The sequence below is a fragment of the uncultured Gilvimarinus sp. genome (assembly GCF_963975215.1).
Lineage (GTDB): Bacteria > Pseudomonadota > Gammaproteobacteria > Pseudomonadales > Cellvibrionaceae > Gilvimarinus.
On sequence record NZ_CAXBFW010000014.1, the window covers coordinates 23787 to 39126 of the forward strand.

Here is a 15340-nt window from a genome sequence, read left to right on the forward strand (position 1 = left end):
GGTGATAAGAAATGACTGCTTATAAACAAATACCCGAGTATAAAAACATCCCAGAAGAGCAGTTTTTTAATGAAATAGTTCCCGCTCAGAAGCCTATAGTGATCCGTGATTTTGCCAAACATTGGCCAATAGTCGATGCGGCAAAAAGTGGGCCGAACGAGTTTGTGGGTTACCTTAATCGTTTTTATGCCGGTGGGAAAGCAAACATCGCACTTGGTCATCCTTGTATTAATGGACGATTCTTTTACACCGATGATATGCAGGGTGTTAATTTTATCCGTGGTGATGAAAGGTTGGACTTGTTTTTGTTCCGTTTACTGGAGCTGGCTGAAAAAGAGGTTTACCCTGCTGTATCCATACAAAATATCTCGCTATCTGACATATTGCCCGGCCTTAACAATGAAAATAAATCCAGTTTTTTTCCCGATGTCGAGCCACGACTGTGGCTGGGTAATGAAGGCACGGTAAGTACACACTACGATGGCTCTGATAATGTGGCTTGTGTCATAGCAGGGCGTAGGCGTTTCACTCTTTTCCCTCCTGAGCAGACCGCCAATTTGTATCCTGGTTCGCTTAATTTTACCCCAGCCGGGGCTCCTGTCAGCTTGGTTAATGTGCATGATCCAGATCTTGACCGCTATCCGCGCTTTAGAACAGCACTCAATCATGCTTACTCTGCTGAACTTGGCCCTGGTGACGCCATTTTTATGCCTATGCTGTGGTGGCACAATGTGGACTCGCTGGCCAAGGTGAATGGCTTGATGAACTATTGGTGGACCGGCTCCGGGGCTAAAGATGCTGCTAGCCCCACTCCGATTGACAGCTTAAGCATGGCGATACTGGCAATGCGGAAACTAACGCCTGCTCAGCGTAACTCATGGCGCTACCTGTTTGATCACTACCTGTTTAAACAGGGTGTCGACCCTGTCTCGTATATTCCAGAGCCGTGCCAGCATGTGCTTGGTGAGCTATCGCCTGAAGATGAAAGAAGTATTAAAGACTATTTAATAGAAAAGCTACAACAATAAAAAGCAATGGTCAGTCGACGGTTGTTTAAGTGAACGCCAAGTGAGTGGTTTATAAGTATGCAAGGTGAATCTAAAAAGCCAAAAAAAATCCTCATTGTGGGTGGCGGCACTGCCGGGTGGATGGCTGCTAACTTACTTATGTCTCGCTGGAATAATGTAGAGGTTTGTCTGTTAGAGTCCAGCGGTGTCGGTACTGTTGGAGTGGGTGAAGGAACAACCCCGCATCTTAAGTTATTTTTTGATGCATTGGGTGTGTCTGAGTCGGAGTGGATGCCTCGTTGTAATGCAACCTACAAAAATGGTATTTATTTTTCTGATTGGTCTTTTGTGCCCGGTCATAAAGAGTACTTTCACCCCTTTCCCGCGCAGGTTGATGACCTGACTGTGCCTATGTTTTTTCACAATATTAAAGCGCGTATGCAAGGGGATGAGGCGCAAGCCCACCCGGATCATTACTTTCTTGAATCTTATCTGACCCAAAACAATCTTGGGCCGTTGGCCGCAGAGTGTTTTCCGTTTTCTGTGGGTTACGGGTACCATTTTGATTCAGAACTTTTAGGGCAGTTTCTTGCAGAGAGGGCCATTGCTAAAGGGCTGGTTCGGCTCAATGGTACGGTAACGGAGGTAGTTCTTGACTCGGACGGTGCGCTAGCGTCGGTCAGGTTGGATGATGATAGTCTACTGGATGCCGATTTTTTTATTGATTGCTCGGGTTTTAGATCGTTACTGTTGCAGGGAGCATTGAAGGTTTCTTTTAAAAGTTACAAAGAGAACTTATTTAACGATGCCGCAGTCGTCCTTCCCACGGAAATATCAGATGTTATTACGCCGGCGACAAGATCCACGGCACTGTCAAATGGTTGGGCCTGGAAGATTCCGCTAACCAACCGTTATGGTAACGGGTATGTGTATAGTAGTGACTACATTAGCGCAGAGCAGGCCGAAACAGAATTGCGGCAGCACCTAAATATACCGGATGCTGATGTCACCGCCCGGCACTTAACCATGAAAGTCGGCCGGGCAGAAAAGCATTGGGAGAAAAACTGCTTGGCCGTTGGTTTGTCTCAAGGCTTTATAGAGCCGCTGGAAGCGACGGCCCTTGCGCTTACTTTTGATACGGTCATGTTGTTTATGCGGCATTATGAGGATGGGCACTTTACAAACAAATTTGAGCGTGAATTTAATGATGCTATAAACGTAAAGTTCGAGGCGGTGCGAGATTATATTGTGTGTCACTATAAGGCCAACCAAAGAGTTGATACCGAGTACTGGCGTGATAATGCCGCCAATACGAACTTGTCAGAGCGGCTGGGTGCAATTTTAAACTTGTGGGCCGGCAGTGAGACGTTTGCTCAAGACATGCGCGCGCAGAACCTGGACGTGGGTTATCAGGCCAAATCATGGGCCTGCTTATTGGCAGGTTATGGTGCCTTCCCCCGGCAGCGATCTAATAAAGCACAAGCTCGCGCTAGCTCTCAGGCTGATATGGAGCAATTGGCGGACTTTATTCGCCGGTGCGGCTTAAACTTTAGGGATCATAATGAGTTACTTGCTCACATGTTGTCTGAATGAGGGGGCGAGCGTTACAGCCTGCCGTGCAGGCCAGTTTTTTGGGGACGGTGGTCGTTAGCGGTAGGGATTGCCGGTGTAATTCGGTCGCAATCCCATTAAAATGGCGGTTTTGACCACAGAGCATTGCTATGCAAATCAGCCCCGGCCTCTACCGCCACTACAAAGGCGGGGAGTATTTTGTTTACCGTATCGCCACCCACAGCGAAACCCGCGAGCCTTTGGTGGTGTATCGCTGCCTGTATGGCGATTACTCGTGGTGGGTACGCCCCCTTGAGATGTTTACCGAGACGGTTGAGCGTGAGGGGCAGACGCTGTCGCGCTTTGCTTTTGTCGCGCCTATGAGCCTTATCGAGGCTGAGCGTCTCGCTCACGCTACCGACAGCCGTGTTGCACACCGCCCGGAAGATCTGCGTTGGATGCAGGAGGCTCAGGCGCTGGCCGAACAAGCGGCGGATAACGATGAAGTGCCTGTGGGGGCCGTGGTTGTGCGTGACGGCCTGGTTGTCGGGCGCGGTTACAACCGCCCCATTGGCGGGTGTGACCCAACCGCTCACGCCGAGATGATGGCGCTGCGTGAAGCAGCCCGCCAGTTAGGAAATTACCGCCTGAACGACTGCACGCTCTATGTGACCCTAGAGCCCTGTACCATGTGCGTGGGCGCCATGGTACACGCGCGAGTTGGGCGGTTGGTGTATGGCACCACCGAACCTAAAGCGGGTGTGGTCGAGAGTCAGGCGCAGCTGCTGGATGCGCCTTATTTTAACCACTCGGTACAGGTAACCGGCGGGGTAGGTCGCGAGGCTTGCCAGCAGCAGTTAAGCGCGTTCTTTAAGCGTCGCCGACACGAGCAAAAACAGCGGCGTCAGCAGAGTACTGACACCGACGGATAGACGGCTGTTACTGTGCGCTTTCGCGCTGCGCCACCGGTGCGATAGCGCGGGTGGCGCCGTTGCCCCGTATCGGGTTGCAGTTTTTGATACTGACTTTGCCCTGCAGCACGTTGCCTTTTGAGTATTCATTAAAATGGCACGTGTTGGTCTTGGGGTCGTAGTTCTCAATCCAGAGGTTTTCGTCCTTCCAGGTAGCGGCGATATGCTGCTGGCCATCCGGTACACTCACACTCATTACGCCGCCGTATTTTTTGACAAACACTTGCTCAAAGTGAAAGTAATAAGCGCCCCAGGCCACTAAAAACACCACGGCAGAGCTAATTAGCGCGGCTTTCCAGTAATTGTATTTGCCCAGGCCAATCAGCAGTGCCATAGCCAGTGCGATGACGGCGGCCCAATAAAGATAAGTGATCATGGTGTGACTCCGTTACGAACGACGATGGCTAAAGTGTCACGCTGCAAGGGTGCGCTGTCAAATATCTTTGCGGGGCGTGTTAAGGTTGGCTGCCGCCAGCCAGTGTGAGCAAGTATAAGAGGTTTACAAGACTGACATAGGCATAATGCCGTTGTCGTTGCGCTCGCTCTTTACCTTGCTTGGCTCGTCGGGGGTGTTGTCGGCGTTGGTTGCCATGGCTAACCGGCGCTGCTCTTGCTGGTCGTGCCAGGCGATAATGTCGCGAAACCGCAAAATATTATTGACGTACTGAACGGGCTCCCAGCCGCGGGCATAGCCGTGCTTTAACGTGCGGTAGTATTTGCGTTTGGCCAGCAGTGGCAGGTATTTTTCGACATCTTGCCATTTATCCGGGTCTCCGCCATGGCGCTGGGTTAATACCCGCGCGTCCTCTAGGTGGCCCATGCCTGTGTTGTAAGCGGCCAGCGCGAGCAGGGTGCGGTCTGGGTCCTGGATTCGCTCGGGTAAGCGGGTGTACAAATCTTTTAAGTAAGTGGCGCCGCCGCGCATGCTTTGCTCAGGGTCTAAGCGGTTTTTAACGCCCAGTTCTTTGGCGGTGGTGCGTGTTAGCATCATCAAGCCGCGTACCCCCGTGTGGGAGCGGGCCTCTGGATTCCAGTGCGATTCCTGATAGCTGATGGCAGCCAATAATTGCCAGCTAAGGTCAACTTCATCGGCGACTTGTTGCATTAGCGGTTGCCACTGCGGGAGCCGTTTTTCCAGGCGGTGGGTAAAAAGCAGAGCCCCGCCGGTGCTGACCGGGTCGTCGTTGCTGAAAAACTCGGTTGCCAGAGAGTCCAGCACCCCATTGTCATCGATTTGTGCCAAATAGGCCTGAGCCCGCTGATACAAACTGCGGTCGGCCCAGCGCGGAAAAGCCCAGCCCAGGGTTTCGGGCTCGCCCACATCAAACGCCAGTCTTGCCCGGGGGAAAGTCTGGGCATTAATGTGGTAGGCGTTAGAATCGACAATCGCGTAATCTACCTCACCGCGGTGCACCATCTCTAGTAGGTCAATCATCTCCAGGTTGGGTTCTTCACGCCAGCTTAGCTCGGGGTAGTCGGCTTTTAGCTGCTGTAAGCGCTCTACATGGGATGAGCCGGCAATCACCAGTAAGTCGCCCCCCAAGACGTCCTCGATGGACTGTGGCTTAGCGCCGCCGCGATTGTAGATAAGCTGTTGGGTGACCTCCAGGTAAGGCGAGGTAAACCGAACCTGCTGTTGCCGTTGTGGGGTGATTGTCAGTCCGGCGGCGGCGAGTTGGCCGTCGCCCTCGGCGACCATATCGAGCATGGCGCCCAGATGCTCCTGCTCGCGAATTTCCAGCGTGACGCCCAGAGAGTCGGCAAAGCCCTGTAGCAGCGCGTATTCAAAGCCTGTGGTGCCGTTGGGACCTTCGTAATAGGTAGTGGGGCCGTTGCGTGAGATGGCTACCAATGTGCCGCTGGCTAGCACTTGCTCCAGGGCTGTGGGGGGGCGACTGGCGACGAGGGCGCCACAGAGCGCAATCAAGAGTACGCCAAACAGCGTGCGCTTAAATGAAAAGCGCTGCGGCAGCTGCCGTGCGTATTGCCTGAGTTTGCTCATCACCATTAATACCTAACCTTGCCGTTACCGGCTTTTGGTCGGTGCTGCCAAAGGGGGAACCCTCTCTTCGGCAGCTCAGCCGCACAAATTTCGCGCGATTTTAACCATTATCACCCCGATGTACCACCGAAAACTTGTGAATAAAGGTTAGCTGGGCTGGTTGAATAATAGTCGATTGGCGGGTGGGCGTCCATCTGGCTGTGGGCGGCGGTTAACGGCTGGCGGCACTGTAATTGCTCATTTTTGCCGCTCGAATGCTGCCAAGGCTGATCAATTGCAGTACAATACCGGCCCTCTCAGTATCGCCTAAATCCGGCGTCTTCGGTGGTATCGGTTACGCCCGAGTCGAAGTGTCAGGCGGTAAGACGCTCAATCCAACCAACCCCGCAAGCTTGAGGTTGCAGCCTACTATGCTCATATTGCCCGGTGCCCCGGCACTTTCACCGTTTCGCTCACAAAAATTGCTTGCCAATTTACAGGCCGTTGCGCCCGGTATTACCTCGGTTGCCGCCGAGTTTACCCATTTTGCCGATCTCTCGGCGCCCCTGAGTGAACAGGACCAGCAAGTGCTGGCACAGCTGTTAACCTATGGCCCACGTATGGATGAGGTCTCTCACGAGGGTGAGCTGTTTTTGGTACTGCCGCGGTTGGGGACGATTTCGCCCTGGTCTTCTAAGGCCACCGATATTGCCCACAACAGTGGCCTGTTTGAGATAAACCGCTTAGAGCGGGGCATAAGCTACCACGTGCAGGGTGAGTTTGACGCTAGCGCACGCGAGGCGATTGCGGCCTTGCTGCACGATCGCATGGTGGAGTCGGTCTTCTCCAGCCTTGAAGCCGCCGGTGGCTTGTTTGATCACGCCGAGCCCGCGCCGCAAACCAGTGTCGATGTGATTGGCGGAGGCCGCGAAGCGCTGGTCGCTGCCAACAGCGAGCTGGGGCTGGCCCTGGCCGATGACGAAATCGATTACCTGGTGGAGAACTTTCAGGCGCTGGGTCGCAACCCGGTCGATGTCGAGTTGATGATGTTTGCCCAAGCCAACTCTGAGCACTGCCGCCATAAAATCTTTAACGCATCCTGGACGCTGGACGGTGAAGAGCAGCCGCTCAGCCTGTTTAAGATGATTAAAAACACCAACGAGTTGGGTGGCGAGAACGTATTGTCCGCTTACTCCGATAACGCCGCGGTTGTGGCCGGGCCCGAGGCCGGTCGTTTCTACCCCGACCCGGAGACCGGTGAGTATCGTTATTCGTCCGAGGCGATCAACCTGTTAATGAAGGTGGAAACTCACAACCACCCAACGGCTATCTCGCCGTTTTCTGGTGCCGGCACCGGTGCCGGTGGTGAGATTCGCGATGAGGGTGCGGTGGGCCGTGGTTCTAAGCCTAAAGTTGGCCTGACGGGCTTTGCCGTGTCTAACCTCAACATTCCCTCCTACCTTCAGCCTTGGGAGCAAGACTACGGCAAGCCAGATCGCATCTGCAGCGCGCTGAATATTATGCTTGAGGGCCCCATTGGTGGCGCGGCGTTTAATAACGAGTTTGGTCGCCCTAATATTTGTGGCTACTTTCGCACCTTTGAAGAAAACCACGACGGCGAGCGTCGCGGCTACCACAAGCCTATTATGCTGGCCGGTGGCTACGGCAACATCCGCACCGAGCACGTCGATAAGCCGCCGTTTCAGCCCGGCTGTAAGTTAGTGGTACTGGGTGGCCCGGCGATGTTGATCGGCCTGGGCGGTGGTGCCGCCTCCTCCATGGATTCGGGCAGCTCGTCCGCCGATTTAGACTTTGCCTCGGTACAGCGGCAAAACCCCGAGATCGAGCGCCGCTGCCAAGAGGTCATCGACCGCTGCTGGCAGCAAGGGACGCAAAACCCCATTGCCTTTATTCACGATGTGGGCGCCGGCGGTTTGTCTAACGCTTTCCCCGAGCTGGTAAAAGATGGCGGGTGCGGAGGTAAGTTTGAACTGCGCAACGTGCCCAACGACGAGCCCAGCATGAGCCCGCTGGCCATTTGGTGTAACGAGTCGCAAGAGCGCTACGTGCTGGCAATTGCCCCGCAAGATCTGGCCCGTTTTGAAGCCTTGTGCGAACGCGAGCGCTGTCCCTACGCGGTAGTGGGTGAAGCCACCAGCGAGCAGCACCTGTTGGTAAACGACACCCACTTTGACGCCAAGCCAGTGGATTTGCCCATGTCGCTGCTGTTTGGCAAAGCGCCTAAAATGCACCGCGAGGCGAGCCGTTACACGCCTACGACCGATTCATTTGCCACCGCCGACATCCACATCAATGAAGCCGCCGAGCGAGTGCTTACTCATCCGAGCGTGGCCAGCAAGAGCTTTTTGATTACTATTGGCGATCGCTCGGTAACCGGTCAGGTCGCGCGCGATCAGATGGTCGGCCCCTGGCAGGTGCCGGTCGCCGACTGCGCGATCACCACCGTCAGCTACGACTCCACCAAAGGTGAAGCCATGAGCATTGGCGAGCGCACTCCGGTTGCGCTGCTGGATGCGCCGGCCTCGGGTCGTATGGCGATTGGTGAAGCCTTGACCAACATCGCCTGCGCCCCTATTGGCGATATTAAAGACATTAAGTTATCGGCCAACTGGATGTGTGCCGCTGGCCACAAAGGCGAAGACGAAAAGCTCTACCGTACCGTCGAGGCGGTGGGCATGGAGTTGTGCCCAGCCCTTGGCTTGACCATCCCGGTCGGTAAAGACTCTATGTCGATGCGCACGGCCTGGCAGGACAACGGCAAAGAAAAAGCCGTCACCGCGCCTTTGTCGCTGGTTATCTCGGCGTTTACCCCAGTCACAGACGTGCGCTTGGCGGTAACCCCACAGCTGCGCACGGATAAGGGCGCCAGCGATTTATTGCTGGTCGATTTAGGGGCCGGCAAAAACCGTTTGGGCGGTTCGATTTTGGCGCAAACCTACAATAGCTTGGGCGACACCCCGGCCGATGTCGACGATGCAGCGCAGCTAAAAGGCTTTTTTGAAGCCACGCAAAAAGCTCTGGCCGAAGGCTGGTTACTGGCCTACCACGATCGCTCCGACGGCGGGTTGTTTGCCACACTTGCCGAAATGGCGTTTGCCGGTCACTGCGGTATCGATGTTGACATCGACGATTTGGGCGAGTGCCCGCTAACGGCTCTGTTTAATGAAGAGTTGGGCGCGGTAATGCAGGTCAAGCGCGAGCATACCGAGCAAGTTAAAGCACTGTATGCCGCGGCGGGCCTTGCGGCATGTACCCATAAAGTCGGCACGCTTAACGATGACGACTGGCTGCGTATCTCTCAGGCGGGCGAGCTGGTGTTTGATCAGTCGCGCGTTATTTTGCACAGCCTCTGGAGTGAAACCAGCTATCAAATGCAATCGCTACGCGACAACCCAGAGTGCGCGAAGCAAGAGTTTGACGCTTTGATGGCAAGTGACCCGGGCCTGTCGGTGGAGCTTAGCTTTGACCCCAGTGACGATGTTGCCGCGCCTTTTATTAACAGCGGCAGCAAACCGCGTATGGTGGTGCTGCGCGAGCAGGGCGTTAACGGGCACGTAGAAATGGCGGCGGCATTTGATCGCGCCGGCTTTAGCGCTGTAGACGTACACATGAGCGATTTGTTGGCTGGCCGGGTAAGCCTGGAAAACTTTAAAGGCTTGGTTAGCTGCGGTGGTTTCTCTTACGGTGACGTTCTGGGTGCCGGCGAAGGTTGGGCTAAGACTGTATTGTTTAACTCGCAAGTGCGCGATCAGTTTGAGCAATTCTTTCACCGCGACGATACCTTTAGCTTAGGTGTGTGTAACGGCTGTCAGATGATGTCTAACTTAAAAGATCTGATTCCCGGTGCCGATCACTGGCCGCGTTTTGTGCGTAACTTGTCCGAACAGTTTGAGGCGCGCTTCTCGCTGGTTAAGATTCAAGAGTCGCCCTCGGTATTGTTTAAAGGCATGGCCGGCTCACACTTACCAGTGGCGGTTGCCCATGGTGAAGGTCGCGCCGAGTTTGCCGATGGCTCGGCATTAAGCAGCTGTGACACCAGCGGCTTGGTGTCCATGCGTTATCTGGATAACAGCTTAAACGTTACCGAGACGTACCCGGCCAACCCCAACGGCTCGCCCAACGGTATTACCAGTGTGACCAGCCAAGACGGTCGTGCCACCATCATGATGCCGCACCCGGAGCGGGTGTTCCGCACCGTGAGCAACTCCTGGCACCCGGATGACTGGCAAGAAGACGGCGCCTGGTTGCGCTTGTTTAGAAATGCCCGTTTGTTTGTGGGCTAGTAAGCCATTGCAACATGCAATAAAAAAGGCGAACCGGTTGGTTCGCCTTTTTTATTGGCGTAAATCATGGGCAGTTGGGACAGTGAAGCCGACATTGAGGTGGGGTGATGCGTAAAGGTTTATGGGTTATTTGGGTTTTTGTACTGGCAGGCTGTGCCACCAACGACTTTAGCCATTTTGATGATTCTCCTTGGTTGATTGTGAGGCAAGATTCTGGAAATTGTTTCTCCCCTTGTAAGAGCTACCCCACCGGTTTGATTCTTGCTGTGTGGAGTAACGGCGATGTATTGCTGGCATCTGATGCGCAAAGTGCGGGGCAGGAGTATTTTTGGGCGAAACTGAGCCCGGAGCAAATGCTTAGGCTTCGCGACTTTTCATTGCCAATGGTAGGGGGCGATATCCTCACGATTGGATTCCACACGCCGACCAGGTCAATCTACCGATGGGATAACATAAATCACGTTTGGCAGGAGCAGTTGTACGATATTACTAACGAACCTGCAGATGGCTTGTTTAACGCGGTTTATTCTATTGTGTTGTCAGAGCCTGAGTTAATTCGCTGGGACGATATTTCTGCGGTTCGCAGGCAATCTATTCTCCCTGGTGCGCCTCGCCGTTAGTGCTTGATGCCCACGAGGGCCCGTAGACTACTGTAGGGCTGGTTGTGTGTGAGCCCTTAAGGCTCAATGTCATCGTCAGCGCGATCTGCGCGTAAATTTATTGTAATTAAAAAGAAGTTGTCGGGGTTTCTCCCGTTTTGGCGTTTAGTTAATGAGCACGGTAAAAAAGTGCCACTTAACATAACAATAGAATGCGGAGTTCACATTATGCAATACCCCAGAGGTTTCCAGTTGCTGGCGCGCAAAAAGCCGCTTGCAGTGTCTGTTTTTGCACTTTCTATCGGTCTTCCCTTGCTAAGCGCCCACGTAACGGCGCAAGACTCAGAGCCACCTTTGGAAGAGGTGACGGTAACGGGTATTCGCGGTAGTTTGGCGCAATCGCTTGATGTTAAACGCGATGCCACCTCTATTGTTGATGCTATTAGCTCAGAAGATATTGGTAAGTTTCCCGATAAAAACGTGGCTGATTCGCTGCAGCGAATTCCTGGTGTATCGGTCGATCGTATCTGGGGTGAAGGCCGGGATATTTTTGTTCGCGGCACCGATAGCACCCTAAACCGCACCTTAATGAACGGCCAAAATGTGTCGTCAGCTTATTGGTGGGCAAACGATAACCCAAGCCGTGGTTTTAATTACTCGATCCTGGCCTCGGAGTTGGTGTCTTCGCTTGAAGTGTACAAAAGCCCCGAAGCGCGCCATGATGAAGGCAGTATTGGCGGTATGGTTAACGTGCGTACTCGTCGCCCGATGGACTTAGACCCCTTGACCATTAATGTTTCCGCCGAGGGGGTTTACAGTGATTTACCCGACGAGTGGGACCCGCAATTCTCCGGTCTGGTGAGCTGGAAGAACGATGCCGAGACCTTCGGGGTGTTAGCGTCATTTAACAGTCAAACCCGTACCATGCGCCGCGATGGTTTAGAGGTGTTCCCTACTAACGACCTCTATACGGTTACCGATCAAAACGGTGCGACCTACGAGGATGTATACGTGCCTTGGGGCGGCGGCTCGGCTATTTTCAATCAAGACCGCGAGCGTGATACGGCTAATGTAACACTGCAATTTCGCCCCACGGATGCGTGGGATATTGCGCTTAACTACGTTAAGTCTGATATGGATATGGACAACTCCAACCAAAATTATTTGTTTTTGGTTGGTGGTTACAAGATCCCCAATGGTGATACTGTCACCGATCCGGTATTTATTCCCACAAGCGATGGTCGTCAGGCGTTGGTGGGGGGCACAATTGAGAACCCCAATAGCATCGGCGTTGCTGATGAGCCCATTGTGCGTGATGCGTTTGTTGAGTCAGAAGTATTGGATCTTGATGCCGAGTACGCGGGCGACGGTTGGCTGCTACACATGCAGGCTGGTAAAACCAGCGCCGAGGGCGGTAGTACCAAAGATCGTAATTACTGGTTTGAGGGCGACAGCCGCGAGACCATTAACTTTGGGCCTAACACCAATGAGTTTAGCTTTCCCGATGTTGACCCGCTGGATGGTAGCGCCATTCATTTGAATGCGGCCAACTTGCGCGATTGGGTCCGTATTATGGAGGATGACGAAACCTACGCTCAAGCTGATCTGGATTTTGAAGTGCAGTGGGGGTTTATAGAGTCTGTAAAAGTGGGGGCTAAATTCCGCGATCACACAATCGAAAACAATCGTGATGTGGGCGGCGTTGATACCAGCAACGCTGCGATCGCCGATCAGGTGGCGGCACTTAATGCCATTACCTTGGCTGACGTGTCGTCGGGGCCGAGCCCGGTACTGCATTCAGAAGCCGCTACTGCGGGCTCCTTGACCCAGTATGCGTTTATGGATATTGATTTGGCTGCGCAAAAAATCGATAGCATTCTCGATGCTGGCGCTATGACCTATTCACAAGATCAACGTGCCTATTACAAAATTAACGAGGAGATCACCGCCGGTTACGCACAGGCTGACTTTGCCGCAGGCAATTTGCGGGGTAATTTTGGCGTGCGAGTGGTGCAAACAGATCAAACGTCTAATGCTTACATCGATGGCACCTTAGGCGCTGTGAGTCGCAGCTACACAGATACCTTGCCAAGTGTGAACGTGATTTACGATTTGCGCGATGACATTATTCTGCGCGCCGCGGCTTCGCGCGCAATGGCCCGACCCACTTTTCAAAACTTAAGTTCTAATATTGTGATCAACGCCACCAGCGGCACAGCAACGGCGGGTAACCCTGAACTTGAACCGATCATGGCTGATCAGTTTGAATTTGGCGCCGAGTGGTACTTTGCTGAGGCGAGCTTATTGGCGGCAACTTACTTTAATAAAGACTTAAGTACTTTCGTTTTTACCGATACTCAGCCGGAACAGATTGATGGCGACACGATCAATGTTACGCGCCCCTACAATGCGCCGAATGGGGCAGATATTCAGGGCCTTGAGTTGCAGTATCAACAGGACCTGGGTTTAGGCTTTGGCTTTTTGGCTAACTACACCTGGACCGACGCTGAAGTTCCCGCCAATGAAGATGGGACTCAGTTAGAGTTGCCCGGCAACTCCGAGGATCAGTTCAATGCATCGGTGTACTACGAGAATGATGTTGTCAGCATGCGGGTGTCGTACAACATGCGCTCTGAATCTTACGGTGGCTTGACCTCGGGTTCGCAGTTGGCGACTGATAAGTATGATCAGTGGGATGCGACCGCAGACTGGACGTTGACAGATAACTTCACCGTGTTTGCTACAGCGGTCAACTTTACCAATGAGATTATTTATCAACGCACCACTGATGGGCTTCCGGTAGGGTTCTACGAAAATGGCCCCCGTTACAGTGTTGGCCTGCGTTATCGGTTTTAATTGGGAGTGTTAATGCAAGGATGCAAATTTCCATAGCCTACTTCGGTTTTTGTCGAAGTTATACCTCTACTTTGGCGCCTTCGGGCGCCTTTTTTTATGCATAGAAAAGACAGCTGACACTACCGGTACGCAGTGATTTTAGAGACGTTGTTAATTGTCATGGGATGAGCGGATATGCCGGTGAGTTACACCGGCATATCCGCGTAGGTAAGTTACTGTCCGGCCAATACGAGAACACGGTTATCGGTGGCGACAATGCGCGCCCCCAAGCTTTTTTCCAGGGCAAAGGTAAGGGCTTTGTCGTCTCCGACGTTAAATACACCGCTAATTCGCTGGTCGGCTAAGGTGTCCTCTACCAGCACAAATTGGCGTTTGGTGTAGCGGTTGTACTCGGCTAATGCATCGGCGAGCTGTTCGTTATCAAAATATAACTTACGGGCTTGCCAGGCGGTAACTCGCTCTAAGTCTATTGGGGTTGGGGTGAGTCTCTCAGTGCTTACGTTGGCGTGCCAAATGACGCCTTGCCCAGGCTGCAATCGAGTTCGGTTAGCGTCTTGCCAAAAGCGGCGCTGGGCCGAGACCTCGACGAGCCCTTGAGTCACGGCCACCTCGACGTTGTCGTGTTGTTTCTCGATGTTAAAAGCGGTACCAAGAGCGCGCACTTCGGTTCCGCCTACGTCTACCACAAAGGGGCGATCAGGGTTTTTAGCAACGGAAAAAAATGCTTCACCGCGCTCTAATACTAAAGAGCGCTGGCTGTGGGAGTAGGAAACCGCGAGTATCGAATTAGTGTTGAGCATAACCGATGAGCCGTCTTCTAAATGCACAACACGCTGTTCTCCTATATCGGTTTGGTAGCGCTGTCCTGAATCTACATCGGCCGTTAATACCAGCGTGGTCGCAAGCGTGACGCTGGCCGCTACTGAACCCCATATTCGCCAGTCGTGTAGAGCCATCCCGTGGGAAGCGGTATCGGCGGCGGGCGCGCCACCGTGTGTAAACTCGGCCTCGTTGGCGAGTGCACCGGTAAGCTCCCACGCCAGCTCGCACTGGGCGTAGGCTAGGGCGTTTTCTTGGTCTGCGGCGCGCCAACGCTCAAAGTCGCGACGCTCAGCGTCGGACAGGGATCCGGCCTGTACTCGGGCAAACCAACCTGCCGCCGTTTGTGGTTGCGCGTCGTGCTTGGCGCTGTTCATATCAAATCATCCAGTGTGTGCTGCAAGTGGGTTACGGCCTTTTTCATGTGTCGCTCAATACTGCGTGTGCTGAGCGACATTTTAGTCGCAATTTCGGGGTAGCTGTATTCGTGGAATCGGCTGAGGATAAAGACCTGCCGTGTGACCGGCTTTAACACTCTAAGAGCCTGTCGTATTCGCTCCAGCGATTGCTCCCATTGGGCGCCTTGTGATGGGGTCTGCTCGTCACTGTATAGCTCGCTTTCGTTCAACGGCTCGTGCCACTCGCCTTTGCGTCTTACGTGGCGCCGCAGGGCGTCTCGCACCAGGTTAGTGGCGGTAGTGTAAATATAGGCCCTGGCGTTCTCACTCAGTTTTTCCAGGCTATCTTGCTTGAGCAAGCGCACGTAGGTGTCTTGTAAAATGCCCTCGGTATCGCCGGCGCCGGCGGGCAATAAGCGCGTGATGTAGCCGTGCAGATCGGCGCGATACTCGCTGTAGAGCTTCTCTACATACTCGCGCTGCGTCCGGTCTAGCGATTCGGCGCCGTCACTTTTGACCAGTCTGAGGCTCACTTTGGATACCGCCATTAATGATGTCCGACCTGCGTTTGTATTGAGTGGTTCGCCGCTAAAGGCGCTGAATCCACTATCTCACAAGGTTAAACGACGGCCCCAACAAAAACCCGACAATTTTTTTAGTTTTTTTGTCAAAGGCTGTTGAAGCACTTATGGTCAAGTAAACCCTATTTTGCGAATCTTGTATTTTTGGGGTAAATAGCGCATGTTGCGCAATGCCGATGTAACAGTAACCAACACCGGGTAAAGGCAAATTACACAGAGCGATAACAAATCTAATGCGTGCTTCGGCCATTAAGCGTCTGTATCAATTAATAA

At 53.4% G+C, this 15340-nt stretch carries 10 protein-coding genes; 6 read left to right on the forward strand and 4 right to left on the reverse strand.

All coding sequences use genetic code 11. From position 1 onward, the window contains the following. Window positions 1-11: 11 nt before the first annotated feature. From AAC019_RS10605 to tadA, 3 genes are all read left to right on the forward strand, one after another. Window positions 12-1028 carry a cupin-like domain-containing protein gene (locus AAC019_RS10605; protein ID WP_339898822.1) on the forward strand — a complete coding sequence of 339 codons (1017 nt, stop codon included), beginning with the start codon at window positions 12-14 and terminating at the stop codon, window positions 1026-1028. 57 nt (window positions 1029-1085) lie between these two features. Continuing rightward, on the forward strand, window positions 1086-2600 hold the full coding sequence (locus AAC019_RS10610; RefSeq protein ID WP_339898823.1) for a tryptophan halogenase family protein: 1515 nt from the start codon (window positions 1086-1088) through the stop codon (window positions 2598-2600). Window positions 2601-2728: 128 nt separating this feature from the next. After that, window positions 2729-3490, forward strand: coding sequence for a tRNA adenosine(34) deaminase TadA (gene tadA / locus AAC019_RS10615; protein ID WP_339898824.1), 762 nt, complete (start codon window positions 2729-2731; stop codon window positions 3488-3490). A 7-nt stretch (window positions 3491-3497) separates the two neighbouring features. On the opposite strand, the gene AAC019_RS10620 is transcribed toward tadA, so the two are convergent. Together AAC019_RS10620 and mltF are read right to left on the reverse strand one after the other, a co-directional pair. Next, complete coding sequence (locus AAC019_RS10620) at window positions 3498-3905, reverse strand: hypothetical protein (protein WP_339898825.1); 408 nt, start codon at window positions 3903-3905, stop codon at window positions 3498-3500. A gap of 123 nt (window positions 3906-4028) precedes the next feature. Next, the gene (mltF, locus tag AAC019_RS10625; RefSeq protein WP_339898826.1) at window positions 4029-5531 is read right to left on the reverse strand and encodes a membrane-bound lytic murein transglycosylase MltF; all 1503 of its coding nucleotides are present in this window, start codon (window positions 5529-5531) and stop codon (window positions 4029-4031) included. A gap of 410 nt (window positions 5532-5941) precedes the next feature. On the opposite strand from mltF, the gene purL reads away from it, so the two are divergent. The 3 genes from purL (at window position 5942) to AAC019_RS10640 (ending at window position 13269) form a co-directional block, all read left to right on the forward strand. Beyond that, window positions 5942-9814 (forward strand): phosphoribosylformylglycinamidine synthase, encoded by a 3873-nt coding sequence (gene purL / locus AAC019_RS10630; RefSeq protein WP_339898827.1) that lies wholly within the window; start codon window positions 5942-5944, stop codon window positions 9812-9814. Window positions 9815-9921: 107 nt separating this feature from the next. Then, window positions 9922-10434 (forward strand): hypothetical protein, encoded by a 513-nt coding sequence (locus AAC019_RS10635; protein WP_339898829.1) that lies wholly within the window; start codon window positions 9922-9924, stop codon window positions 10432-10434. 207 nt (window positions 10435-10641) lie between these two features. After that, window positions 10642-13269, forward strand: a complete 2628-nt coding sequence (locus AAC019_RS10640) for a TonB-dependent receptor (RefSeq protein WP_339898830.1) — start codon at window positions 10642-10644, stop codon at window positions 13267-13269. 212 nt (window positions 13270-13481) lie between these two features. Here AAC019_RS10640 and AAC019_RS10645 read toward each other — a convergent pair whose 3' ends face one another. Continuing rightward, window positions 13482-14465, reverse strand: a complete 984-nt coding sequence (locus AAC019_RS10645; protein ID WP_339898831.1) for a FecR domain-containing protein — start codon at window positions 14463-14465, stop codon at window positions 13482-13484. Further along, window positions 14462-15019 carry an RNA polymerase sigma factor gene (locus AAC019_RS10650; protein ID WP_339898832.1) on the reverse strand — a complete coding sequence of 186 codons (558 nt, stop codon included), beginning with the start codon at window positions 15017-15019 and terminating at the stop codon, window positions 14462-14464. Before AAC019_RS10650 ends, AAC019_RS10645 begins: the two co-directional genes overlap by 4 nt. Window positions 15020-15340: the final 321 nt, after the last annotated feature.

Coding starts and splice junctions, on each gene's coding strand:
- AAC019_RS10645 (WP_339898831.1), bottom strand. CDS start 14,465: ATGAACAGCGCCAAGCACGACGCGCAACCACAAACGGCGGCAGGTTGG.
- AAC019_RS10640 (WP_339898830.1), top strand. CDS start 10,642: ATGCAATACCCCAGAGGTTTCCAGTTGCTGGCGCGCAAAAAGCCGCTT.
- AAC019_RS10635 (WP_339898829.1), top strand. CDS start 9,922: ATGCGTAAAGGTTTATGGGTTATTTGGGTTTTTGTACTGGCAGGCTGT.
- tadA (WP_339898824.1), top strand. CDS start 2,729: ATGCAAATCAGCCCCGGCCTCTACCGCCACTACAAAGGCGGGGAGTAT.
- purL (WP_339898827.1), top strand. CDS start 5,942: ATGCTCATATTGCCCGGTGCCCCGGCACTTTCACCGTTTCGCTCACAA.
- mltF (WP_339898826.1), bottom strand. CDS start 5,531: ATGAGCAAACTCAGGCAATACGCACGGCAGCTGCCGCAGCGCTTTTCA.
- AAC019_RS10605 (WP_339898822.1), top strand. CDS start 12: ATGACTGCTTATAAACAAATACCCGAGTATAAAAACATCCCAGAAGAG.
- AAC019_RS10620 (WP_339898825.1), bottom strand. CDS start 3,905: ATGATCACTTATCTTTATTGGGCCGCCGTCATCGCACTGGCTATGGCA.
- AAC019_RS10610 (WP_339898823.1), top strand. CDS start 1,086: ATGCAAGGTGAATCTAAAAAGCCAAAAAAAATCCTCATTGTGGGTGGC.